This window comes from Schnuerera sp. xch1, assembly GCF_019931165.1.
Classification (GTDB): Bacteria; Bacillota; Clostridia; order Tissierellales; family Tepidimicrobiaceae; genus JAIOUP01.
In genome coordinates this window covers 16,019-39,640 of record NZ_JAIOUP010000003.1, presented here as the reverse complement: position 1 = coordinate 39,640, position 23,622 = coordinate 16,019, and the positions used below count along the sequence as shown (strand labels likewise).

General features: G+C 30.6%; 25 protein-coding genes and 1 pseudogene. 6 read left to right on the top strand and 20 right to left on the bottom strand.

Going from position 1 to position 23,622, the window contains the following annotated elements:
- The first annotated feature begins 89 nt into the window (after positions 1–89).
- Positions 90–716, top strand: coding sequence for a hypothetical protein (locus K8M07_RS04160; protein WP_223376636.1), 627 nt, complete (start codon positions 90–92; stop codon positions 714–716).
- Positions 717–817: 101 nt separating this feature from the next.
- On the opposite strand, the gene K8M07_RS04155 is transcribed toward K8M07_RS04160, so the two are convergent.
- The 3 genes from K8M07_RS04155 to K8M07_RS04145 all read right to left on the bottom strand — a co-directional run bounded on the left by K8M07_RS04155 (position 818) and on the right by K8M07_RS04145 (position 3,964).
- Complete coding sequence (locus K8M07_RS04155; protein ID WP_223376635.1) at positions 818–1,540, bottom strand: NAD-dependent protein deacylase; 723 nt, start codon at positions 1,538–1,540, stop codon at positions 818–820.
- Positions 1,541–1,644: 104 nt separating this feature from the next.
- Entirely contained in the window at positions 1,645–2,988 is a 1,344-nt protein-coding gene (locus tag K8M07_RS04150; RefSeq protein ID WP_223376634.1) for a B12-binding domain-containing radical SAM protein, read from the bottom strand.
- A 37-nt stretch (positions 2,989–3,025) separates the two neighbouring features.
- Entirely contained in the window at positions 3,026–3,964 is a 939-nt protein-coding gene (locus tag K8M07_RS04145) for a dipeptidase (RefSeq protein WP_223376633.1), read from the bottom strand.
- A 492-nt stretch (positions 3,965–4,456) separates the two neighbouring features.
- Here K8M07_RS04145 and K8M07_RS04140 point away from each other — a divergent pair, with 492 nt between their 5' ends.
- The gene (locus K8M07_RS04140; protein WP_223376632.1) at positions 4,457–4,681 is read left to right on the top strand and encodes a hypothetical protein; all 225 of its coding nucleotides are present in this window, start codon (positions 4,457–4,459) and stop codon (positions 4,679–4,681) included.
- 145 nt (positions 4,682–4,826) lie between these two features.
- Here the strand turns inward: K8M07_RS04140 and K8M07_RS04135 are convergent, their stop codons facing one another.
- Positions 4,827–5,504, bottom strand: a complete 678-nt coding sequence (locus K8M07_RS04135) for a hypothetical protein (protein WP_223376631.1) — start codon at positions 5,502–5,504, stop codon at positions 4,827–4,829.
- A gap of 259 nt (positions 5,505–5,763) precedes the next feature.
- On the opposite strand from K8M07_RS04135, the gene K8M07_RS04130 reads away from it, so the two are divergent.
- Positions 5,764–6,411, top strand: coding sequence for an HAD family hydrolase (locus tag K8M07_RS04130; protein WP_223376630.1), 648 nt, complete (start codon positions 5,764–5,766; stop codon positions 6,409–6,411).
- A gap of 32 nt (positions 6,412–6,443) precedes the next feature.
- Here the strand turns inward: K8M07_RS04130 and K8M07_RS04125 are convergent, their stop codons facing one another.
- From K8M07_RS04125 to K8M07_RS04060, 14 genes are all read right to left on the bottom strand, one after another.
- Entirely contained in the window at positions 6,444–7,202 is a 759-nt protein-coding gene (locus K8M07_RS04125; RefSeq protein ID WP_223376629.1) for an acyl-CoA dehydratase activase, read from the bottom strand.
- Positions 7,203–7,221: 19 nt separating this feature from the next.
- A complete protein-coding gene (locus K8M07_RS04120) occupies positions 7,222–7,443 on the bottom strand; it encodes a DUF3343 domain-containing protein (protein ID WP_223376628.1) in 222 nt (73 codons plus the stop codon).
- The gene (locus K8M07_RS04115) at positions 7,444–8,703 is read right to left on the bottom strand and encodes a double-cubane-cluster-containing anaerobic reductase (protein WP_223376627.1); all 1,260 of its coding nucleotides are present in this window, start codon (positions 8,701–8,703) and stop codon (positions 7,444–7,446) included.
- A gap of 214 nt (positions 8,704–8,917) precedes the next feature.
- Entirely contained in the window at positions 8,918–9,406 is a 489-nt protein-coding gene (gene msrA / locus K8M07_RS04110) for a peptide-methionine (S)-S-oxide reductase MsrA (protein WP_263282448.1), read from the bottom strand.
- Positions 9,407–9,416: 10 nt separating this feature from the next.
- A complete protein-coding gene (locus K8M07_RS04105; RefSeq protein WP_223376625.1) occupies positions 9,417–10,409 on the bottom strand; it encodes an alpha/beta hydrolase in 993 nt (330 codons plus the stop codon).
- 105 nt (positions 10,410–10,514) lie between these two features.
- On the bottom strand, positions 10,515–12,269 hold the full coding sequence (locus K8M07_RS04100; RefSeq protein ID WP_223376624.1) for a DUF4153 domain-containing protein: 1,755 nt from the start codon (positions 12,267–12,269) through the stop codon (positions 10,515–10,517).
- Positions 12,270–12,361: 92 nt separating this feature from the next.
- On the bottom strand, positions 12,362–12,904 hold the full coding sequence (locus K8M07_RS04095; RefSeq protein WP_223376623.1) for a hypothetical protein: 543 nt from the start codon (positions 12,902–12,904) through the stop codon (positions 12,362–12,364).
- A 97-nt stretch (positions 12,905–13,001) separates the two neighbouring features.
- A complete protein-coding gene (locus K8M07_RS04090; protein ID WP_223376622.1) occupies positions 13,002–13,169 on the bottom strand; it encodes a hypothetical protein in 168 nt (55 codons plus the stop codon).
- Positions 13,170–13,225: 56 nt separating this feature from the next.
- Positions 13,226–14,068 carry a S1 RNA-binding domain-containing protein gene (locus K8M07_RS04085; protein ID WP_223376621.1) on the bottom strand — a complete coding sequence of 281 codons (843 nt, stop codon included), beginning with the start codon at positions 14,066–14,068 and terminating at the stop codon, positions 13,226–13,228.
- 139 nt (positions 14,069–14,207) lie between these two features.
- Complete coding sequence (locus tag K8M07_RS04080; protein ID WP_223376620.1) at positions 14,208–15,305, bottom strand: NADH:ubiquinone reductase (Na(+)-transporting) subunit F; 1,098 nt, start codon at positions 15,303–15,305, stop codon at positions 14,208–14,210.
- 10 nt (positions 15,306–15,315) lie between these two features.
- Positions 15,316–15,906 carry an NADH:ubiquinone reductase (Na(+)-transporting) subunit E gene (locus tag K8M07_RS04075; RefSeq protein WP_223376619.1) on the bottom strand — a complete coding sequence of 197 codons (591 nt, stop codon included), beginning with the start codon at positions 15,904–15,906 and terminating at the stop codon, positions 15,316–15,318.
- Positions 15,903–16,529, bottom strand: a complete 627-nt coding sequence (locus K8M07_RS04070) for an NADH:ubiquinone reductase (Na(+)-transporting) subunit D (protein WP_223376618.1) — start codon at positions 16,527–16,529, stop codon at positions 15,903–15,905. Before K8M07_RS04070 ends, K8M07_RS04075 begins: the two co-directional genes overlap by 4 nt.
- The gene (locus K8M07_RS04065; protein ID WP_223376617.1) at positions 16,529–17,143 is read right to left on the bottom strand and encodes an FMN-binding protein; all 615 of its coding nucleotides are present in this window, start codon (positions 17,141–17,143) and stop codon (positions 16,529–16,531) included. Before K8M07_RS04065 ends, K8M07_RS04070 begins: the two co-directional genes overlap by 1 nt.
- Positions 17,140–18,114, bottom strand: a complete 975-nt coding sequence (locus tag K8M07_RS04060; protein ID WP_223376616.1) for an RnfABCDGE type electron transport complex subunit D — start codon at positions 18,112–18,114, stop codon at positions 17,140–17,142. The genes K8M07_RS04065 and K8M07_RS04060 overlap by 4 nt, the downstream gene beginning before the upstream one ends.
- Before the next feature lie 259 nt (positions 18,115–18,373).
- Here K8M07_RS04060 and rpsD point away from each other — a divergent pair, with 259 nt between their 5' ends.
- Positions 18,374–18,970, top strand: coding sequence for a 30S ribosomal protein S4 (rpsD, locus tag K8M07_RS04055; protein WP_223376615.1), 597 nt, complete (start codon positions 18,374–18,376; stop codon positions 18,968–18,970).
- A gap of 47 nt (positions 18,971–19,017) precedes the next feature.
- Here rpsD and K8M07_RS04050 read toward each other — a convergent pair whose 3' ends face one another.
- Both K8M07_RS04050 and K8M07_RS12825 read right to left on the bottom strand, forming a co-directional pair.
- The gene (locus K8M07_RS04050; protein ID WP_223376614.1) at positions 19,018–19,767 is read right to left on the bottom strand and encodes a peptidylprolyl isomerase; all 750 of its coding nucleotides are present in this window, start codon (positions 19,765–19,767) and stop codon (positions 19,018–19,020) included.
- A gap of 608 nt (positions 19,768–20,375) precedes the next feature.
- Positions 20,376–20,531: pseudogene (locus K8M07_RS12825) on the bottom strand (IS110 family transposase); the annotation flags it as partial.
- 195 nt (positions 20,532–20,726) lie between these two features.
- On the opposite strand from K8M07_RS12825, the gene K8M07_RS04045 reads away from it, so the two are divergent.
- Complete coding sequence (locus K8M07_RS04045; RefSeq protein ID WP_223376613.1) at positions 20,727–21,884, top strand: saccharopine dehydrogenase family protein; 1,158 nt, start codon at positions 20,727–20,729, stop codon at positions 21,882–21,884.
- Between the two features lie 208 nt (positions 21,885–22,092).
- Positions 22,093–23,574, top strand: a complete 1,482-nt coding sequence (locus K8M07_RS04040) for a Na+/H+ antiporter NhaC family protein (RefSeq protein ID WP_223376612.1) — start codon at positions 22,093–22,095, stop codon at positions 23,572–23,574.
- The last annotated feature ends 48 nt before the right edge of the window (positions 23,575–23,622 follow it).

The following is a 23,622-nucleotide window of genomic DNA, read 5'->3' as shown; positions in this document are numbered from 1 at the left end:
TTTATTATTTTATTAATCACATATTGACATATTATTACTAATATGATATTTTATGGTTGAATTTGTATATTATAAAGGGGGTATGTGCTATGAAAAAACTTTTAGTATTAGCATTAGTTTTAGTTTTTGCAATAAGCCTTATAGGGTGTACTGCAGAAAATACAGAGGGAGAAGATAATAACTTACCAACAGAGGAATCATCTGAAGAAGTAAATAATGACTTATCAGCAGAAGAATCATCAGATGAAAATTCAGCACAAACTGAAGATATCAAAATGGGAAGAGCTAATTATGCTGCCCACGGTGATAAATCGTTTGCAGTTGCAGTTGTTGCAATGCAAGGTGATACAATTGTAGGTGCTTCTTTAGATGAATTCCAATTCTTACCTGCAGACCAAATTGCCGCTCCTGTTCCAAATTCAGATGGTGAATTTGGAGAAAACTATAAGGATCCTAATTCTGTTTTAGGATCTAAAATAACCAATAATGAATACTATAGCACACATATGGCAGAAGAAGCTAATGCTACAAACACATATGCAGAGAACATAAATGCTATTGAGTCTTATGTAAAAGGTAAAACAGTAGAAGAATTACAAACATTAGTGAATAATAATGAAGCAAGCGATGTAATAGACGCTGTAAGTGGTGCTACACTTGCAGATACCTCTGGTTACATTAAAGCGATTATTGAAGCAGCAAATAATGTTGAATAGTCTATAAAAATATAAATCCACATGTTAGTAAAAAACATGTGGATTTATATTTTTATCTTTATCTTCAAGCTCTAGTAGCCATTGATATATTTGTATTTATTTTAGACAACTTGCTTAAGTATTTTACCTATACTCTTATTAAAGGTTAAAGCTGCTCTATAGTCATACTGAGTTTGAGTTTTATTTATCAGAATCAATTTATTGCCATTATAATATTCTACTAATCCTGCTGCAGGATAAACAGTTAATGAACTACCTCCGATAATTAATACATCTGCATTCTGAATATATTCTATGGATCTTTTCAATACATTCATATCCAGACCTTCATCGTATAGAACTACATCAGGTTTTATAATCCCATTGCACTCATCACACCTTGGTACCACATCAGATTCTAAAACATAGTTAAGGTCAAAGAATTTATGACACTTAGTGCAATAATTTCTGTATATAGATCCGTGTAACTCAAATACATTTTTTGAACCTGCCATTTGATGGAGTCCATCAATATTTTGAGTAATCACTGCTTTAAGCTTACCTGCTTTTTCTAATTGTGCAAGGGCAATATGGGCATCATTAGGCTTTGCATCTTTATATATCATTTTGTCTTTATAAAAATCATAGAAATCTTCAGTGTGACTTATGAAAAAGTTATGGCTTAACATCGTTTCTGGTGGATACTCCAGGTTGTTATTAGTTCTATAAAGCCCTGTACTAGACCTAAAATCAGGTATATTACTTTCAGTGGAAACTCCTGCACCTCCTAAGAATACAATGTTATTGCTTTCTTTTATGATACTTTTTAGTTTTTCAATACTCATATACTAATGCCTCCTAAAATAATCTTATTAATTCTTTAAATGCTGTACGTGTATTTCTGCCTAACAACCCAACATAACTTATATCACTCAACGCAGTTTAGTTATTATAAACGGTAGGAAAGCTTTTCTGCAATCTTGCCAACACGTTCATAAGTAACCAATTCACATAATCTTTCAGTTGCTTTTCCAAATTTGCGGTATAGAAAGTTAAAAAGAAAATATGGTACTCGCTGTTTATGTGCCTTTGGCATTCTTTTAAATATATTTTTCATAGAATAAATTTGTTTGTAAATCCATATGTATCCATTATAAAGTTCTTCGGAAGTCATATTTTTGGGTTTAAATACAACATTTGCAGTATTATACTTTGAAAAATCAAAGTCTGTGATTCTTCCATTTTTGACGAATTCATCGTAAACTTTAGTCCCAGGATATGGTGTAAGTATATGAGATGTGACAGTTTCTATCTTATTTTTTATAATCCAGTCTAATGTGGTCTTAAATGTTGTAACGTCATCATCATCAAGTCCAAAAACAAAACTGGCGTTTATCATTATTCCGCGCTTGTGAATTTCTTCAACCAAAATCTCATACTTTCGAATATTGTTCTGACTTTTATGGACATTTTTTATAGCATTTTCATTCAAGCTCTCAAACCCAATAAATAAACTTTGACATCCTGAAATAGCCATTTCATCCAGCAAATCAAGCATATCCACTATGTTCGCTGAAACTGCTGCATTCCATTTCAACCCCATTGGCCTAATGGCTCTAACAAATTCTAATGTCCATTTCGGATTACCAATAAAATTGTCATCTATAAACATTACATGCCGCTTACCAATTGTTTTTATATCTGCGATTACATCTTTAATTGGTCTGTTAATATATAATCTTTTGTAAGCTTCACAGCTATTGTAACAAAAATCACATCCAAATGGACATCCTCTACTTGTGCTAATAATATTACAGTATAAGTACTTTCCCGTATCAATCAAATGATATCCTGGAGAAACAATTTCACTGCCTTTAACTTCACCATTACACCGATATACTTTTTTTAATTTTCCAGTTTGAAAATCTCGAATAATATCGGACCATGTTTGCTCCGCTAATCCAACAGCTACAACATCAAAATACTTTTTTGCCTCTTCAGGAAATGCGGTAATATGTATTCCACCTGCTACAACTAGAATCCCTTTACTTTGGTAGACCTTTGCAATTTCTATTGCGCGATCAAAAACATCAACCGTAATAGTAATGCCTACAATGTCTACGATTTCGTTAAAATTGATATCTTCTATATTTTCATTTTCAATTATAACTGTATGTTCTTTATGAAACATATTCGCTATCGTCAATAATGCAAGTGATGGAGCCATTCTAGTTTTAAGTCGAGTATCCATTGGCCTCATTATCATTTTTGGTTGTATCAATTTAATAATCATATCAGTATTTTTTCTCCATAGGAATATATGCCACTATCTATAATACTTCCTTAATTACTCTTAATGCATTCTTATAAAATACCTTTTCAATTTCATATTCAGTAAACTTAGCATCCTTTAATGCATATACAAGCTTTTCTATTTCTCCTATATTATCTATTTCACAATTAGGATGAGATCCATCATAGTCAGACCCTAATGCTATTACATCTATTCCACCGATATCTCTTATGTGCTTAATATGTCTAACTATATCTTCTATTCTTGTATTTTTGCTATCACCTAAAAAATCCCTTTCAAAGCATATTCCCATTACTCCTCCATTTTCAGAAAGAATCTTTATCATATCATCAGTAAGGTTTCTGAAATGGCTTTTCATAGCCCTTGAATTTGAGTGAGAGGCAATAAAAGGTTTTGAGCTTAATCTTGATACATCGTAAAATCCTTTATCTGAAAGATGAGAAACATCTATAATCATGCCTAACCTATTCATCTCATGTATAACTTCTTGTCCAAATTCAGTTAGCCCTTTATCTCTATACTTTTCATTTTTATTAGGAAAACCTATTTCATTAATTTCATTCCATGTGAGTGTCATAGCTCTTACGCCTAATCTATAAAAGTTTCTTAAATTATATAACTTTCCTTTAATCGCCCCACCTTCCTCTATAGTAAGAACTGCAGAAAGTTTACCTTCCTTATTGTTTTTCATAATATCTTTATAATTAGTTGCTAAAGAAATATGATTACAGTTTTTTTCAATTTCTATGTAAAACTTATCAGTCATCTTAAGACACGTTTCCATAGGATTTTTTGCATTTTTTAAATCTATCCACATAGCAAAAAATTGAGCTAGGGAATTCCCTTTTTTCAATTTTTTGATATCTATACTTAAGTTATTTTCATATAAATCTAAGCCATCCTTATTATCCATTAGTCTTAAAATAGTATCACAGTGCATATCAATTGTTTTCACATTTTCACTCCTTCTTTATCTATATACTCATATTTACCGTTGACTTTAACTAAAGCCAGTTCTCCATAAAAAATTGGCTTCTTCTATTACTATTCTTTATTGCATGATGCTAAGAATAATAATACCAATAATAAACTAATACATATATATTTCTTTGTTCATAAAAATATCTCTTACATTAAGTTATATCATATATAAATATTTTGTGATGGTAATCCATGACTCAAATTTCAAGAATAGGCAACAATTCTTAATATACTTATTCTATATGAAGAACTATAATCCTCTATATTAAAATTAAATTCACATTTAGTAATACAATTGTCGTATTCCCTGAATCAATTATTCTACTTAAAAACACAAAAAAAGTTTTTATAACAATTGGATGTAATCCCATTGCTGATTCATCATTATATCTTTCATTTTAGAATATAAAAACATCTATATGGTGAATATATTTATTGAACAAATTAAGTATTGGAGGTATTAAAGATGAAGAACACTTTAAAATCACAATTGGAAACTTACAAAAGGGATAATACTCAAAGTAGCAAAGAAGCAATGTTATCTACAATAAACTCAATTTCTAACACCATGGATAACAACAGTGCAACACAAAATACAATAGAAGAAGCTAAACAAACCTTAACAGCTAGTAATAGCAATAAACGTGGGATAGTTCAATCGGTAGAAAATGTAATATCAAGCTTGAGTTAGAACTGTATAGCTTATACATCAGTAAACTACATGAAGGGACTGTTTCAAAATAAAAAGCCTCTAAAAGAAAAATAGGTCAAAGAGCAGTAGCTCTAAGGCCTGTTTTTTAGTATAATTTATCTGAAAGGATAAATTATTTACGGAATTATATAGTCCACTCTCCATGAACAATTCCTACCAGATACCATTCCCCGTCATACTCTTCAAATACTAGCCATAAACTTCGCCAATCCATTCCCTTATATTGAGGTTCAATACCTTTAAAGTGAAATTCTATGAAATCTCCGTCTGGGTAAGCTTCTTCAATGTTGTTTATTGTATTTCCACTTCCTATAACTACATTATTTCCTAACATATTGGGATCAGCAAAATCTACATCGTAGATGAATCTATCATAATAGTTAGTAAAATTTAATTCTATTGGTTTACCAGAACCATCATAATTTCCCCATGTATATACTTGTTCATCATCTAATAACCTTTCAATCTCATCTGCTGTGAATACCCTATGTGATTTAATGTCTATGTATTCATAAGGAGAAAACCTAACTCCAGCCGTTGGATGAATATAGGAAGTTAATTCTTCCATATCCTTATTTTTTATAAGGTTCACAACCTTAATAGCTTTTACCATTAAATCATTTGAAAAAGCTCTTTCCTTATTTAATTCTGTTTTCAATTCAGTAACCCTTTGTTCTAATTCAATAATTGTTGAATTCTTAGATTCTAATTCTTCTTCCAGATTAATATCCGATGTACAAGCTGATAACGATATAACCAACATCAAAACTAGTGAAGTAATCAAAATTAAGTTCTCTTTCATATATACCACCTTCCGTTATGTAATACTAATCTTTTTAATACTTTTTATTTAATTCATATTATACTTTTACAAAAAATTTCCGAAATTATTACAATAATTATTTTTTAAATGACATATAAACATATCATTAATTTAAAAAAGCTAATAAAATAGTGCTTATTATTTTTTGTTTTTGACTTACTATTGATTATAATATATATTAGTTACGAACAATTTATCCATAGATACTAATATTTAAATCAATTAAAGGAGAGATATTTTGAAAGCTATAATTTTTGATATGGATGGGGTCATTGTAAATAGTGAACCTCTACATTTTGAATTGGAAAGAGAATTACTTAAAGAGTTAGGAGGAAATATAAGCAAAGAAGAGCATGATAAATTTGTAGGAACTACAGATTATAATATGTGGACTGCATTTAGAAAACAATTTAATTTAAAACCTTCAGTTGAAAGAATGATTGAAATGAAAAAGGAAAGATTCATAAAAAGTATTCATAGAATTGAATTAATTGATAATTTTAAGGAGTTCATGTTAACTATATATAATGGAGGATATCCAATGGCTATAGCTTCATCCAATAATAAAAAAGCTGTAAATGAAATCGTCAAAAAATTTGATTTGGATAGATACATGAAATTCGTAATAAGTGGCGAGGAAGTAAACAAAGGCAAACCAAATCCTGAGATATTTTTAACTGCAGCTAATAAAATGAATGTAGATCCTAGTGAATGTTTAGTAATTGAGGATGCGGACAATGGTGTAAAAGCTGCTAAAGCTGCTGGAATGAAATGTATTGGATTGGATCTTGGCAATTCCGGAAATCAAAACCTATCAAGAGCAGATTTAGTAGTAAAAAACTTCAATGAATTAAGTTTGGATATTGTAAAAGGATTATTTAAATAATGGAATAGCCTGTTTTGGCTATCCCATTATAATTAAATATTCTTGGCCATAAGTGCCCCTCCTATAGAGCCAGCATATCTTGCAAGGGGATCAGTACTTATCTCTTTATTGAGATTCTCACATAAAAGCTGTGTAAAATGTTTTAATTCACAGAGGCCACCAGTTAAATATATATTACCTTTAATTCCATGCTTATTAAGTAGATTTTTAATTCTACCAATTATGGAATTTATCACGCCCCGTGCAATGTCCTCTCTTTTAGCTCCACTTCCTATGAGACTTATAACCTCTGATTCAGCAAATACTGTACACATACTGGTTATTTTAATGTTTTTCCCGTTTAAGGCCATTTCAGTCATTTCATTTAAAGAAACACCTAATGTATTTGCCATTAATTCAAGAAACCTTCCTGTACCAGCTGCGCATTTATCATTCATTATAAAATTGGTAACATTTCCATCTTCAATAGTTATTATCTTCGTATCCTGTCCTCCTATATCAACTATTGTTACTAAATCTTTGTTTGTTAAGTAAAATACTCCTTTTCCATGGCAAGTGATCTCTGTTATGGTTTTATGTGCATAAGGAACAGAAACTCGTCCATAACCTGTAGCTACTACTTTAGCTTTTTCAACATCTATACCTTTTTCTCTAAGTCTCCCTTTTATATTATTTGAAGTATCAACACTACTCCAACCAGTTGGCATAACCATATTAAGCATCAGGTCATTTTCATCAAAAGCAGAAACTTTTGAAGCCGTCGAACCTATATCTATCCCAACATAATACATTTTATCGCATCCTTTGTTTCTATTCTAACGTGTATAAGCCTTTAATTTCTACGGAATTATTCTTTATAATTGCTTTTATATCATCCTCGTCTTTCTTATTGTACATAATAGAAATTCCACAACAAGTTGAAAGTTTCCTAGGAGTTGGTGATATAACATATTTAATATTATTGTCATTTAAAAAAGATTCTAATTTTAAACCTTGACTATAATTTGGAAAAAGTATGTAGTTCTTTTCCAATTAAATCATCTCCATGAATGCCTCTACTCTAGTTTTTATCTGTCCTGTATCTTCTTCTGAATAGTCAGTATCTATATTTAATAGTGGTATATTCTTTTCTTTAAGAGCTTTCTCAACCTTTTTATATTCTATCGCATAGGTATGACAAAATGATAGGTTGTAGTATATTACTCCATCAATATCATATTCTTCTGCATATTTTACGATGTCATCCATTCTACCTTCATTTGGTGTAAAGCATGCACAATTTATATTCATATATCTTTCTGCCATATTTTTTACAAGGTCATCAATTGTATCACCTTCATCAGGTACTTCATTTTCAAAATATCTAGTTCCTGTGCAAGTTTCCTCTACCACGACTTCTGCATCTAAACCTTCTACTATTGAATGAAGTTTCCAATTTGGAATAGCCATAGGAGTTCCAGTTATCATTATTCTCTTCTTTCCACTTGCTTTTAAATCATTAACTCTCTTTTCTAATTCATCGCATAGCTTGTTTGTGTTTTCAATAAATCTTTCTGGATCATCCATAAAGGCAACTTGACTTACTAATAATGCATCTAAACCGCTTATTGGAGAGGGAATGTTTTTCCTCAAATCATAAAGTCTCTTTAATGCTCTCCTCTTTCTATTGCTTAAATCAATGCCTTTTTTTAAATTTTCTACTGTCACTTTATTTCCTGTAAGTTCTTCCATCCGTTTTATGAATATCTTTATTTCATCTTGCCACTCAACAAAATTTTTCTCTCTTTTCATTTGAGGAAGTTCCATCACATGAACTGGCATATATTCTTCAACTATTTCATAAGCCTTTTTCTTTCCATCACAGGTTGTCTCACCTACTATCATGTCACATGATTGAAAATATGGACATGTACGGCTTGTTTTAGCACCTACAAAAGCTTTAACTAATGGACATAAATTTCTAGGTAATACTTTTTCGCCATCTTCTATCCAAAATTGGCTTCCTGAGCAAAGCCCAACGCTTATTGCATCTGTAGCATATATTACTTCATCAGGTACGAACACACAGAAAGTTCCTACTACCTTTTTACCATTGTCTTTTTCATGTTTAATTTCCTCTATTCTAGCACCATGAATTTCAGCAAGTGTGTAGTTGAAGTAGTTCATAGCATCTGGTCTATTTTTTTGAGTTAAATATATGTCTCCAAAAGACTCTGGTAAAGCTTCACAAAGAATATCATGTTTTTCTAAATCCATATTTAAATTCTTCCACATTTCTCTATAATCGCCCACTATAATTCCTCCTTTAATTTTCATAACATAGGAATTATATCATTTACAATTTCAAGATAGAACGATTATAAGAATAATTGATGAAGTTGTTTCATCAATAAATACAATCTATAATTTAATAAATAAATTATACAAAATAAGAAGATAAGAAGAGCTTCTAAAGGTTGGTATAGCAGCCAACCTTTCTCTCTACGTTAATTGTAAATTATCTGAATTAAACATCTAAATTTATATGGCAGTACCCCCCTGGATTTTTCTTCAGATAATCTTGGTGATATTCTTCTGCATCGTAGAATACCTTAAGAGGTTCTACTTCTGTGACTATTGGTTTATCGTACTTTTTCTTCTGCTCATTGAAAGTTTTCATTATGATGGGTAAATCATCTTCACTCATATAGAATATTCCAGTTCTATATTGACTTCCTACATCTGGTCCTTGTCTGTTTGCTATAGTTGGATCAATTATCTTCCAAAATCTATTGAGAAGTTTTTCTAATGAAATCACATTTTCATCAAATTTTATATAACAAGCTTCAGCATGGCCAGTTGTATTTGTGCATACTTCTTCATAGGTAGGATTTTCTGTATTGCCATTGGCATATCCCACTTTCGTTTCCACTACTCCATCTATTCTAGACATGTATTCTTCTACTCCCCAAAAGCATCCTCCTGCTAATACTATCTCTTTAGTCACTTTTATCATCTCCTTATATTTATAGTTCGTTAATAAATGTGGTTAATTCCTCTATTAGCTGTTGATTTAAAGGTAACTCTGGGTCACTATAAGTGGCTAAGTTTTCTTCTCTATCTTCTGGTGCATCCTTTAATATATGATTCATCCCTCTTAAAATTACCAATTCAGCATCAGGATTTCCCTGATTTAATAGTTCAGCATCTTCTATTGTAATCTGTATATCGTTATCTCCTTGTATTATCAGTATTGGTTTTTCAATTTTTGATATTTCCTCTACTGGATTATATTTAAACCACGATATCATATAGGGTTGAACACTCGGTCTGAATAATGAATGAAGACCTTCAGGTACATCATCTACTAAATTTCCCTGTTTCAATTCTTCAATTATTGGTTCACTTATTTGATAAACTTCTTCTGACTGTTCCTTTAATTGTCTTGCCAATGTATCATAAGCGGAGTATCCCATTCCTGCTATTGATACAAATCCATCTACATCAGAACTATATGCAGCAGTAGCTCCAATTAGTGCCCCTTCACTATGCCCTATTATTACTACCTTATCAAACCTAGTATCTTCTTTTAATCTATCTACCCAATCTACTACATCATTAATATAGTCTTCAAATATAAGATCCTCTTCTTTTTCAACTAAAGCTGCACTTTCCCCTATTCCTCTTTTATCATATCTTACTGAAGATATTCCTTCATTGGCTAAAGCTTCTGCTATCATCTTTAGACTATCATTCTTCCCTGATATAGTTGGATTATTTCCATCTCTATCAGTTGGACCTGAACCTGCTATTATTACAGCTACTGTTGACGATTCTAGATCTTCAGGCATCATCAATGTGCCAAATATGGTTCCTGCTGAAGTTTCTAGATTATATTCTTCTTCTATATAATTTGTGTCAGTATCACTCTTTTCATTGTCACTTTGACTACAACCTACTATACTTATCATTGAAAATATAACAATTAATAATACAACTGACTTAATTACTTTATTCATTAAATCACCTCTTGTAATTATTTAATTATATTAATTTTATACATTCTATAATTTCTTTTTTTAATCACCTTATATGAAAAATAATCAATAGTCACTAATTTCTAGCTATTTAATTTCAATCAACATATAGTATTCTATACTTTTTATTAAATTCTTATTAGCATTATAGTCTCTTCGTCCAGAAAAACCATTTATTATTATTTTAACCCTTACTTTATCATTTTCATTGATAAAAATAGTATCTTCTGGATTGAGTAGATTTCTATTATTAGCTTCTTCATTGATATTATCTAGTATGTTATCAACATAGGTTCCTATACTGACTTCATGCAAAATTTCATTAGTTTCTTTTATTATAACCGTATTATCATTATTATTATATGAAATATTTAAATCATCAATTTTAATAGAACCCTCGTTCAAACCAAATCCATCAATAAAATAATCATATTCATTCACATCTACAACTGATTTTGCTCTAGGTTCAACATAATAGTAGAAATAATTATTTGCATACATATTTTTCTCTGTATAAGGAAATCCAAAAACTTCTTCCATATCATCAATTTTGAAATCATTTGGAATATATTTTACATCTTCCAATGAATGATTATTTTCAAAATAGTTAAGAATCATGCTAATTTCCTCTTTGTCCTCTTGGTCAATACTACCTTTAGATGCTACTATTTCATTATCCTCTAACATTTCATTTTCTACTAAAATAGATTCAAGCCTGTTGTTTTGACTGAATTTAGATATAGAAAAACTACTTAATGGCCCAAATACAGATACTAATGCAATAATAGATAAGGATGTAGGAATTATAATATTTTTTAAATTCTTCTTAAATGAAAAATAGATCATTATCCCTAGAACCCATATTCCCAATATCAATCCAAAATATCTGTTTTCCGTTATACCATAAGCATTAATCCTGATCCCTATGGCTACAAACATCATTATTAAAATCGGAATTATGAACTTCGGAAATAAAGACTTAAATCTATTTGCCCATTTATTACTATCCAATATAGGTGTTAAAAAGAAAATTACTATAATACTTACAACTGAATACCACAATACTAAATGAGAAACTAACCCTTGAGGCCAATTTCTTGTAATAATAATTCTAAAAAAGTAAACATATAAGATAATAGAATACACTGTAATCAATGGAATCACAATATATAGTAACAATACTTTTAGTGCTTTAGGGTACTTTTTCTCATAAAAGTCTTTATCTATCTCAGGTATTCGTGCTAAAAACAATGAAATTGCAAATACTCCTGCTATTACTAAAAATGTATAATAAAAATACTTTCCAGTTATATTTGCATTAAATAACTGATCGATGGTAAAAAATATAGCCGATATACCTAGAAAAAGCACAAAGGAATATATTATTGTAAGAAAAAAGCTTGATAATAATTCGATTATATAATGCTCATATCCTTCCTTTTTATTAATCCATGGTATATAGGAAAATGCTAGATATAAAAAGATCGAAACTCCTATGTATCTTACATTATTTATCAGATTAAATTCGTTTAGCAAAATAAAATAATACAATATTAATATAATTGCTCCTATTATGTATCCAATTATCCTATGAACCCTATTGGTAATTTTCTTTCTTTCAAATATCAATTTAAGACATACAGAAAGAGGTATTCCAAGTGCAATAATCATACACACTCTTTCAATAATTTCTCTTACATTCGATGAAAGTGTTGGTCCTTTCTCTGAAAGTATAATTAGCATAATGACTAAAGATGATGATATAGCAATAGTTACAGGAAATCTTTCAAAACTTTTTCTAATATTCTTCAACATATCTTGTAATCTTATAGATATACTCATTATTCAACCTCCTTATATTCTCTTATTCATTCTATCACAAAAAAACTTAATGAAAAACCTCTTACTCAAATAGCAAAGTAAGAGGTTCATGTCTATCTATTGATTAATTCCATTAATTTTTCTTCTATATATTCATTCAAATCCTTATCTCCTATTGTTGTTTTGCCTTCTTCATATAGACTTGGCATAACTCTGAAAAAATTTATAATTAACTTATTATCATTAATAATATATTCATCTACATGTTCTGGTATGAATATTACTTCTAATTTTTCATACTCAATATCACTATTTGCTTTATTTAACTTATCAACAAGATTTCCTAAATTTAGAACCTTTAACGGATGTATCATCATGTTTGTAAATTCCATATCCTCTAGCATCCACATATTATTATTCCAAAACTTTCTTTCCTTTTTGCTTCCACTATTCAACATTTCCCTATTAGAAATAGCACTGAGTACCTTTCTCACAGAATCCTTATCAAAATCTTCTCCGTATGCATATTTCATTTCTTTAAAATCAGCTATACTCATTATATATTGTTCGCCTACTTTTCCCTTTTCACTAGTTGCTTGCCAGTAGTATAGCATTGCTTCCACTACATCTAGATTAACCTTTATTGTTTTTATCATGTTAACACTCCCTAAGTATTTAATATTATATTTTCTTTAGTATTATACACCTAATAGAAATATACTTTCCACTACTTATGCAAAATTAATATGTTTTTTATTCTCTTTCTTCATAAGTAATTGTTGCTAAATACGTATTTCCATTCTCAATATATTCAATGTCTATTATCTCTAGTACTGAATCTTCATTCTCTAAAATCCATTCATCAACCTTTTCCTCTATAGTAGAGCTATCACCATATTCCATAATAGTTACATGTTTCATCTAACCACCCCTATAGATATAGTTATAATAATATATTCCATAGGACTAGTATAGTTTCATGATAATTTTATGCCCCCTTCAATGAACTTAATTTTTCTTTCTTTTAGAAGCCTTCCTACTGCCTTTTTGAATGCTGATTTACTCATATTTAATTCTCTTCTTATCCTTTTAGGAGAACTATGATCATTTAATACGAGCATGCCTCCATTTTCCTTAAGCTTTTTTAGAATTATTTCAGCGTCTTTATCTATTTGTAGATAGGCCTTATCTCTTAAACTAAGATCTAACTTCCCATCTTCTTTTACTTTTATTATCCTTAAATCAACTTCCTCTCCGGGTTCATAGACTCCAATTAGCTCTTTCTTTGGTATCAATCCTTCATATTTATTATCTACTGCAACAAAAGCTCCTATTTCATCATTTATACTATATATAATGCCTTTTACCCAATCATTCCTTTTATATGGGGAATCAGTTCTTAGAAAATCTCTTATCTTCATTGTAGCACATAGCCTGTCACTTTTATCTATGTAAAGTCCTATTAAATACTCTTTTCCTTTTTCTAATCTCATTGTTTGTTCCTTAAAAGGTAAAAACAAATCCTTTTCCAATCCCCAATCCAAAAATGCTCCTATTCTTGTTATATCTACTACCCTTAAAAGTCCTATTTCTCCTAGGGTTACCTTTGTTTTTTTTGTAGTTGCAATCAACCTATCTTCAGAATCTTTATAAATAAATACTTCTAATGTATCTCCTATTTTTGTACCTTCTGGTACTTCCTTTTTAGGCAATAATACATCTTCTCCGCCTCTTCTATTTTCCTCCTTAGTATTTAAAAATACCCCTATAGACGCCTCCCTTTTTACCTCTAATTTTTGCATTTCTCCAAGATTAATCATATATACACCTCTTTATCTTATTGGTTATAATTGAATATTATCATATTTAGTATACGTTTGGCTATTAATGTTTAATCATAAATGAAATATTTAAAGGGGTAAAATTGATTAGGGCATTAGATAATAATGCCCTGTCTTATCAAAACTTATCATAATAAATTACATCTTCTGTAAAACCCTTTTCAGTTAAAACCTTAATTACAGAATCTATCATGGGTGGGCTTCCACATAGATATGCTTCCTTGTTGCCTGCACCTTGTATATACTTTTCTAAGGCAACATTAACTCTGCCTTCTTCTCCTGTCCAGTTATGTTCTTCCTTTACTCTAGATAGGGTTGATATGAATCTAAAATCATATAGTTCTTCTTCTAAATTCTTTATTAAATCCAATTCAAACAGATCATCTGGTGTTTTAGCTCCAAAATAAAAGGTAACTTTTCTCTTTATATTATTCTCCTTTATGTGACGAAGAATTGAAAGTATAGGAGCTATCCCCGTAGCTACTGCTATTAATATCATTTCTCTATTGGTTTCCCCATGATAATAAAAGTCCCCATAAGGCCCATTTATTTTAACCCTATTACCTTCTTTAAGAAATTTATGAATATAAGTAGTTGCTATGCCTCCAGTATATCCTATATATAGATCAATATAATTCTTATTCATAGGTGATGAAGCAATGGAATAGGCTTTAAATACTTCTTCATCATTACCTTTATACGTTGGTACTTTAAGCTGTATATATTGACCAGGTTTAAAGTTGATCTCTTCACCTTCATTTAATCTTAATCTCAATTTTTTTATCTCAGGTGTCATATCTTCTATCAATTCTACTGTAGTTTCATATTCCTTAACATTAAATAATTCCTCCGGTACTTCAATCTTCATATCTTCCTTTACTTTACATTGACATGAAAGTCTTATATTATCATCGAGTTCTTCTTCTGTAAGCCAAGGCAATTCTGTTGGTAGAATTGGTCCTCCGCCTTCTAATACCTTAACCTTACAATAACCACAAGTTCCTTTTCCACCGCAGGCAGAAGGTATGAAAATCTTCTCATCTATTAAGGACGATAGTAGAGAACTTCCACCTTGCACTATATGTTCCTTTTCATCATTTATAGTAATCTTTAACTCTCCATAATTTGCTATGGTCTTATTAGCAAGAGTCAGTAAAAAAGCTAGTATTCCTGTAAAAGCTGTTACAATTGCTGTTGTAGTCAATATAGTCTGCATATAATCCCTCCTATTGAATCTGTACTATACCTGAAAATCCAACAAATGCTAAGGCCATTAATCCTGTTATTATTAATGTTATGCCTGGTCCTTCTAGTCCTTTAGGGAGTTTGTTGTTTTTAATTCTCTGCTTAGCACCAGCCATAGCAACTATTGCCAATGTCCAACCTAGTCCTGATCCTACAGCATATCCAACGGATTGAAGGAAGGTATAATTTCTAATTACCATGAATAAGGAAACACCCAATATAGCACAGTTAACAGTAATCAAAGGCAAGAATATGCCAAGAGTATAATAAAGGTTTGAAAAATATCTTTCTATGATCATCTCAACTAATTGTACAAAAGCTGCAATGCTTACAATAAATACTATAAATCTTAAGTACTCTAAATTTAAAGGCACTAATATATTGTGATATATAATATAATTTAGCATTGTCGTGAATGTCAAAACAAAAGTAACAGCTTGCCCTAATCCCAAAGATGTAGGTATTTCGTTAGAAACTGAAATAAATGAACACATCCCTAAAAAATAACTAAAAATCATATTATTTGTAAATATTGCTGCAATGAATATTATGAAAGGATTGAGTTCTATCATGATGTTGCTTTCCTCCTTTCTCTTTCTTCTTTCTCATATCTACTTCTAGCCCACCATACTATCACTCCCAGTATAAAGAATGCAGATGGTGGCATTACCATTATAGTCCAATTAGTCCACCAATCACTTAAGACTTGAAATCCAAATATAGTCCCAAACCCTAGTAGCTCTCTAACAAATGATATAGCAAGAAGTATTATTGTATAGCCGATTCCTGAAGCTATACCATCTAAAAAAGAATTGAATGGAGGATTGTTCTGTGCATATCCTTCGCATCTCCCCATTATGATACAATTTGTTATTATAAGGCCTACATATGGGCCTAAAGCTCTACTCATTTCAGGATAATAACCTTTTAAAAACAAATCTACAATTATTACATAAACCGAAATTATAAGCACCTGAACCATCATCCTAATATGTTTAGGGATATACTTTCTAATCAATGATACTGTTAACTCAGAAAAGGCTGTTACAAATGTCAATGCTAATCCCATTATCAATGAATTAAGCATTAAATTGGTCACCGCTAAAGCTGAACATATTCCTATAATCTGCCTAACTATTGGATTATCTTCCCATATTCCTTTATTAAAAATTTTCTTTGTACTATCCCCTGTCATTACATTTCTCCCCCCTCTTTATTGATAAATTCATGTATATTCTCGTTAAATATATCTCTTACTGCATTTGAAGTTATTGTAGCACCTGTTATAGCATCAACATTACCATTGGGAGCAGGTCGGTACTTAATATATTCTTCATTATCTGATTTGGTCAGATCCAATCCCCTAAACTGTTCCTTAAACCATTCTTCGGTAATCCTTCCTCCTAATCCTGGAGTTTCATTGTGGGATATGAAATCAATTCCCAATAATTCTGTAAAATCTGCAGATACTGACGCATAAGCTTGAATGGATCCCCATAGAGCTACACCATTTACGGGGAAAGCATAGGCAATAATTTCACCATTTTTTTCTATATAATAAATTGTTTCATCTCCTATCTGCTTAGATTCTACATATTTATCAAAGGTCTCTTCTATTATCTTAGGATCATTAGAATTTGGATTTATATCAAATACGTACAGTATAGTGCTTCTTAAATCTGTCTCTTCATTTAGAGCTATCGCATCTGAAGTCATATGATTTAGACCAGCTAGTAAAAAAGTGAAAAATGCTGTGATTAATATCATGAATAATATAGTATATACAAATGAATTCTTTGAATTTATCATGCTGTCACCTCTTCTCGTTTTTCCTTTTTCATCTTCTTTACATATTTAATTCCTTCATCAATAATCGGTGCAAATGTATTGCCAATCAATATAGAAAACATCATACCTCCTGCGAACAATGCATATCCGCGTATTATTACTGTAACAATTCCTATAAGGATACCATATATCCATTTCCCTCCTTTAGTCTTAGGTGAAGATATAGGATCTGTTACCATAAATACCGTTCCAAAAAGAAATCCACCAGATAATATACCAAAAATGGGATTTGGAATTTGAGAACTTCCCAATATATAAAAGACAGTATTAGCTATCATAAACCCAGCAATAACCCCTGTCATAGTCTGCCAAGCAGCTACCTTCTTATAGAGCAGATATATACCCGCAATAATTATCAAAATAGCACTAGTCTCACCTAAGGAACCCGCTACATTGCCTAGTAACAAGCTATCCAAAGGTTCTATAAATCCTGTTTCCCTAAATGTTAACATGGGAGTAGACTGCGATAATACATCAATATTTTTTGTTAGGTACTTTACAAATCCTCCTGGAAAACCAACTGCAGGTATAGACCATTGAGCTGTTAATGGTTCGGGAAAACTTATATATACAAAAGCTCTTGCAACCAATGCTGGATTAAATAGATTCCTCCCAAATCCACCAAATACCTCTTTAGCAAAGAACACTCCAAATACAATACCTATACTCGCTATCCAGAAAGGTGTACGAGCAGGTAAAGTCAATGTGTAAAGTATACAAGTCACCAATATTGCTTCTGATATTTTTTTATTTTGCTTTTTTTCATAAATCCATTCAGTAGAAATCCCAAATATTGTCACTACCATAAGAAGAATTAAAGATCTCCATCCAAAAAAATATATAGATGTTAAAATCAACGGTATTAAAGAAACAATTACTGTTCTCATCATCTTTTGCTTTATAAAATGCGCCTTTAAAAATTCGGAAATCAAGCTACCACCTCCACAAATTTTATATCTAATCAAATTTCTAAGCTATATACAATATATTCCCTTTATCGTCTAATAAAAACATATAGGTCGATAAATATAAAATAACTTATTACATATTATTCAACTTCATTTATATTGGAATATAATCCATTTCTTTCTTCTTATTGATAATAATTATCATTTACTTTTTGATCATTTTATGCTATATTATTATTGGCTTAAAATTATCGCGGCAAAATATAAAATGGAGTTGATAATTTTGGCAAAGACAATGAAACCTAGATTTAAAGAATGTAGAAGATTAGGATTGAATATATGTGGTCATCCAAAGGCTATGAATAGAGCAAGAAAAGGTACTTCAAGAGCCGATAAAAGGCTATCAAATTATGGACAACAATTACTTGAAAAACAAAGGTTAAAAGCTTATTATGGAGTAATGGAAAAACAATTTGCTGGATATGTACAGGAAGCTAAAAGTTCAAGTGAATTAACTGGACACGCTTTAATTAAAATATTGGAAACAAGATTGGATAATTTGGTATATCGACTAGGTTTTGCTTCTTCTATAAGACAAGCAAGACAAATGGTTGTACATGGCCATATTAGAGTCAATGATAAAAAGATCAATATACCATCTTACAGAATAAACATAGGAGATACAATTTCTTTAAAGGAAAAATCAAGAAACGTGGAATTATTTGAAGAAAATTATCTTTCAAGTTTTCCCAATGCATATCCTTATCTAGAAAAAGATGAATCAAGTTTTTCAGGTAAATTAATTAGATTGCCAGAAAGAGAAGAAGTACCAATTGAAATTGAAGATCAATTAGTTGTAGAATTTTACTCAAGTCTATAAAAAAAGACACCTGCTATTAGGTGTCTTTAAATCTATTATGCATAATTTTATAAATATGTCTTTACCTCATATTTGTCCTTTAGCTCATTAGTTTTATTTAAGTACTTTTCCTGTTGTTTTAGTCCTACTAGATGTTTTTCAATTTGATCTTTTACCTCTTCAAATGAACTAATACTTGGTTCCTTCTTTCCAGTTACTTTTATTATATGATACCCAAATTGAGATTTAACAGGTTCGCTTATTTCTCCTTCTTTCATATCAAAAGCAGCATTTTCAAATTCTGGTACCATTTTACCTCTAGAAAACTCTCCTAGGTCTCCTCCATTTTCTTTTGAAGGGCAAGTAGAATATTTTTTGGCTGCTTCTCCAAAAGATAAGCCATCATTTATTTCACTAAGTATACTATTGGCCTTTTCTTCATCATCAATCAATATATGGCTTGCTCGTACCTTTTCTGGAACCTTAAAGTTTTCTTGTTGAGTATTATAGAATTCTTCCATCTCTTCTTCAGAAGTTGTTGTTCCAGACATTAATTTGTTAATAGCATATTGTTTCAATACATTTCCTCTAACTTTTTCTAATTGTTCCTTAAATTCCTCTTCCTTATCTAATCCATTTTCAATTGCGTCTAAATAAAGAAGTTCTTGATTTACAAGTTCATTTGTTAATCTTTTCATACCTTCTGATGAATTAAACTGTGCTGCAGTTTGTGGTGGTAATTGATTTAGAAAAGCATATACATCCTGTTGTGTAATATCTTTTCCATTAATTGTTGCTAATACTTTTTTTTCATTCATATTTTGATTCTCCTTTTGGTTTTTTACCATCAGCTATTAGTAAACGTATCATATTTAAGGTATTATTGTCAAACAACATAGTCCTTATGATATAAAAATTTTTTAAAAAAATATATAAATAAGAAGGATAATGTAAATTTTTATAGAATATGTAATAAATGAACATTTTTGAATATTCTGATATAATTTTATTGTGTTGCTTTGCTAGTTAGTTATATTCTAATGGCTAACACAGCAATCATGTAAGTGACTAGCTAATAAAAATCAAGTCTTTTTGAAAAATAATTGTGAAAGGCTATTAAATTATCTTGCAATGTAAAATTTAAAAGAAGTATAACGACAAAACTATCTAGTGAAAGTTAACGTGAAATAGTTGGTCAAATAAACAAGATGAACTTTGAAAACTAAACATCAAACACAAGTACTACTAAGTTGCAATATGCTTTGTTTCTAATATCCTAGTATGTTCTTTAAGCATACGTAGTTCAAAGGGATTCTTGTCTCTAAGAATGGCGAAGATAATATAAATAAGCTTATGCATAACAGTTCCTAAAACTAATTTTCTAGGCTTTAAAAAGCAGAGAAATCTCTAATTTGAGCGAGATAAAATTAGTGATAGAGACCTCATATCCAAATCCGTAAAGTGAATGGAAAAAATTTTTGTAATAATGCTCATAAAATTCCATGACAACAAAAGGTCTTAAATCAAAGTCCTTTTACACTTTTTGAGTTTTGAGTAATTCAACGGCTCTTTCAATCCAAGTCTAAGTATATTATACATGACCATTAAGGTTCAGACCAACATGTGCTGGAAAATTGGCTAAGATAAGAAGCCAAATGATATTTTTGGTGTTTAGAAAGGAATTGATCTTTATTATAATTAGATATAAAAATTAAGAATAGGCAGTGATTTCATTCACTGATTTATTCAATATTAATTGTACAAGGAGGAAATATATATGAAATATTTGGTACTAGGTTGTGGACTCCAAGGAAGAATCGTGGCATATGATATATTGCAATTCGAAAAAGACTCCAAAGTAATAATAGCAGATATTGATGATAAAAATCTACAAACAGCTAAAAGTCTTATGCAAAACAATAGACTTTCAGTAGAAAAATTTAATGTTTTTAATGAAAAAGAAACTGTCGCTCTAATGTCAAAAGTAGATGTAATTGTCAATAGTTTACCTCATACCTGGGAAATTACAGAAAGCTTTTACAAAGCACTGGCAAAGACAAAAGACAAAAAGGCAGTATTTACTGATTATTGGATGTGGGAGAAACATTATAAATTTGATGAAGCATTGAAAAAGGCAAACGTTTTAGCAGTGCCAGGACTAGGTATTGTCCCTGGATTTGGAAATATATGTGTAGGTCAGTTAGCTTATGAATTTGATCAACTAGAAGAAGCAGCTATTTACTGTGGCGGACTTCCAACTAAAAGAGGTGTGGCACCTTTAGATTATATGATTTTATTCAATGTTGAAGCATTATTGGATTTATATCTAACTCCTCCAACTGTTATCCAAGATGGAAGACCTGAAGTTGAAGATGCTCTTGATAATTTTGAAACATTCTTGATACCTGGTTATGGAGAGGTCGATGCTTTAAAAACAGATGGTCTATATAGTTTAAATAAGACCATGGTCGAAAAAGGTGTAAAAAAAGCAGCCGAATACACGCTACGTTATCCAGGGCATTATCAAACAATGCAAATATTGAACGATGCTGGATTCTTCAGTAAGGAACCAATAAATGTAAATGGAATGGAAGTAATCCCTAGAGATGCCTCAGAAGTTATTCTTAACAAACTAATGAAAAAAATACCTGGAGTTAGAGATTTTACTTATTTATATGTAATAGGAAAAGGATTAAAAGACGGAAAATATGTTCAAAAAGTATATGAATTATTAGATTATAGTGATGAAGATATGGGAATCACCTCTATGGAGAGAACAACAGCTTATCCAGCATCAATAGCAGCTATAATTATTGCTCATAATCACGGTGGAATGAGAGGAGTTGTAGAACCTGAAAATATATTTGTAGGAGAGCGCTTTGAAAAAATGATAACAGAACTTGCAAAAAGAAGAGTTATAGTATACGCGAGATAAAAAACTATATTTATAAAAAGGAGGTTATGTATTTATACGCGATTATAGAGATATTAAATTATGAAAAAATGTAAAAGAGGAAAAGTGGAATGATTAGCACTGGCAGGTTAGAAATAGAATTATTAGTTTTAAATAAATCCAATTCTAAATAATTCCAACGTTATTTAGGTTAATATAAAATACTAAGAATTAATAAGGAGGCGGAAAAATGATAACATTATTAAAGCTGTCCCCAATTTTCCTATTAGCAGGACTTATGATGGGTAGTAACATAGGAGATCTTGGACTAGATATCGTGGTTATAGCTCCTATTGCAACGATTTATGCTGCAATAATAGCTTATTTAACTGAAAAGATTACGTTCAATGAAATTATTGATGCAGCTATAAAAAGTGTTAAAGGAACCACATTAGTTATTTTTATTTTAATGTTTGCATATGCCATGGCAGAAGTATTCATGTCAACAGGAGTAGGAGCAGCCATTATTAATATTGCATTAGGTATTGGCATTACTGGTAAAACAGTCGCAGTTACTTCATTTTTTGTAACAGCAGTTTTATCTGTAGCAACTGGCACATCCTGGGGTACATTTGCAGCCTGTGCACCTATTTTCTTATGGTTAAACCATATAGTAGGTGGAGATATTATTCTCACTATTGGAGCTATAGCTGGTGGTTCTTGTTTCGGAGACAATATTGGATTAATATCCGATACTACTGTAATCAGTTCAAGCATACAAGATGTTGAAGTAATACATAGAATTAGACATCAAGGTGTATGGTCTATTCTATGTTTAATATTAGCAGCAATATTATTCTTTGTTTTTAGTTTGGGATTACCTAGTGAAGTTGGTAGTGCAACTGAAGCCATAAATCAAATTCCAGAGGAAGTATGGACTAATCTAGCTGCAGAGAGACCTGCAGCAATAGACTTACTTAATCAAGTAAAGGAAGGCGTTCCATATTACATGATTTTACCACTAATAATAGTACTAGGATTTGCTATAAAAGGACTACCAACCTTGACATGCTTATTCTCTGGTCTCCTTGCTTCGTATATATTTGGTATGTTTACAGGAACTGTAGAATCAACTCATGCATTCTTAGACCTAATATATACAGGATTTACTGACGCAGGTTCATGGGTTATAGTTATGATGGTATGGATTAATGCATTTGGTGGAATAATGTCTAGGATGCAAGCTTTTAAGCCATTGTCACAATTAATATCAAAATGGACAAAAAATGTTAGACAATTAATGTTTGCTAATGGTGTTTTATCTATATTAGGAAACGCAGCTTTAGCAGATGAGTTAGCCCAAATAGTAACTATTGGGCCAATAATCAGGAATTTAACAGAGGAAAATATAGAGGCCAGTGAGGAGGATATGTATACACTTCGTCTAAGAAATGCTACATTTTCTGATGCACTAGCTGTTTTTGGTTCCCAACTTATACCATGGCATGTGTATATTGGATTTTATGTTGGTATTGCAACAGCAGTATATCCATTACATCAATTTGGAGCATTTGATATTATTAAGTATAACTTTATCTCTATTATTGCTATAGTATCAATCTTGTTATTAACTTTAACTGGATGGGATAGATTTATTCCTCTATTCCGTATGCCTGCTGAACCAGACGTTCAATTAAAGAAAAATCTTAAGAATGTAACGGAGAGTAAATAATATATAAATAAAAGCCTATTAATAAACAACCGACCTCCCACACTATCG

Bases quoted from the DNA above. Each gene is read 5' to 3' on its own strand.
- K8M07_RS04160 (WP_223376636.1), top strand. From the start codon at position 90: ATGAAAAAACTTTTAGTATTAGCATTAGTTTTAGTTTTTGCAATAAGC.
- K8M07_RS04155 (WP_223376635.1), bottom strand. From the start codon at position 1,540: ATGAGTATTGAAAAACTAAAAAGTATCATAAAAGAAAGCAATAACATT.
- K8M07_RS04150 (WP_223376634.1), bottom strand. From the start codon at position 2,988: ATGATTATTAAATTGATACAACCAAAAATGATAATGAGGCCAATGGAT.
- K8M07_RS04140 (WP_223376632.1), top strand. From the start codon at position 4,457: ATGAAGAACACTTTAAAATCACAATTGGAAACTTACAAAAGGGATAAT.
- K8M07_RS04135 (WP_223376631.1), bottom strand. From the start codon at position 5,504: ATGAAAGAGAACTTAATTTTGATTACTTCACTAGTTTTGATGTTGGTT.
- K8M07_RS04125 (WP_223376629.1), bottom strand. From the start codon at position 7,202: ATGTATTATGTTGGGATAGATATAGGTTCGACGGCTTCAAAAGTTTCT.
- msrA (WP_263282448.1), bottom strand. From the start codon at position 9,406: ATGATAAAAGTGACTAAAGAGATAGTATTAGCAGGAGGATGCTTTTGG.
- K8M07_RS04105 (WP_223376625.1), bottom strand. From the start codon at position 10,409: ATGAATAAAGTAATTAAGTCAGTTGTATTATTAATTGTTATATTTTCA.
- K8M07_RS04100 (WP_223376624.1), bottom strand. From the start codon at position 12,269: ATGAGTATATCTATAAGATTACAAGATATGTTGAAGAATATTAGAAAA.
- K8M07_RS04095 (WP_223376623.1), bottom strand. From the start codon at position 12,904: ATGATAAAAACAATAAAGGTTAATCTAGATGTAGTGGAAGCAATGCTA.
- K8M07_RS04090 (WP_223376622.1), bottom strand. From the start codon at position 13,169: ATGAAACATGTAACTATTATGGAATATGGTGATAGCTCTACTATAGAG.
- K8M07_RS04085 (WP_223376621.1), bottom strand. From the start codon at position 14,068: ATGATTAATCTTGGAGAAATGCAAAAATTAGAGGTAAAAAGGGAGGCG.
- K8M07_RS04080 (WP_223376620.1), bottom strand. From the start codon at position 15,305: ATGCAGACTATATTGACTACAACAGCAATTGTAACAGCTTTTACAGGA.
- K8M07_RS04075 (WP_223376619.1), bottom strand. From the start codon at position 15,906: ATGATAGAACTCAATCCTTTCATAATATTCATTGCAGCAATATTTACA.
- K8M07_RS04070 (WP_223376618.1), bottom strand. From the start codon at position 16,529: ATGACAGGGGATAGTACAAAGAAAATTTTTAATAAAGGAATATGGGAA.
- K8M07_RS04065 (WP_223376617.1), bottom strand. From the start codon at position 17,143: ATGATAAATTCAAAGAATTCATTTGTATATACTATATTATTCATGATA.
- K8M07_RS04050 (WP_223376614.1), bottom strand. From the start codon at position 19,767: ATGAATGAAAAAAAAGTATTAGCAACAATTAATGGAAAAGATATTACA.
- K8M07_RS04045 (WP_223376613.1), top strand. From the start codon at position 20,727: ATGAAATATTTGGTACTAGGTTGTGGACTCCAAGGAAGAATCGTGGCA.
- K8M07_RS04040 (WP_223376612.1), top strand. From the start codon at position 22,093: ATGATAACATTATTAAAGCTGTCCCCAATTTTCCTATTAGCAGGACTT.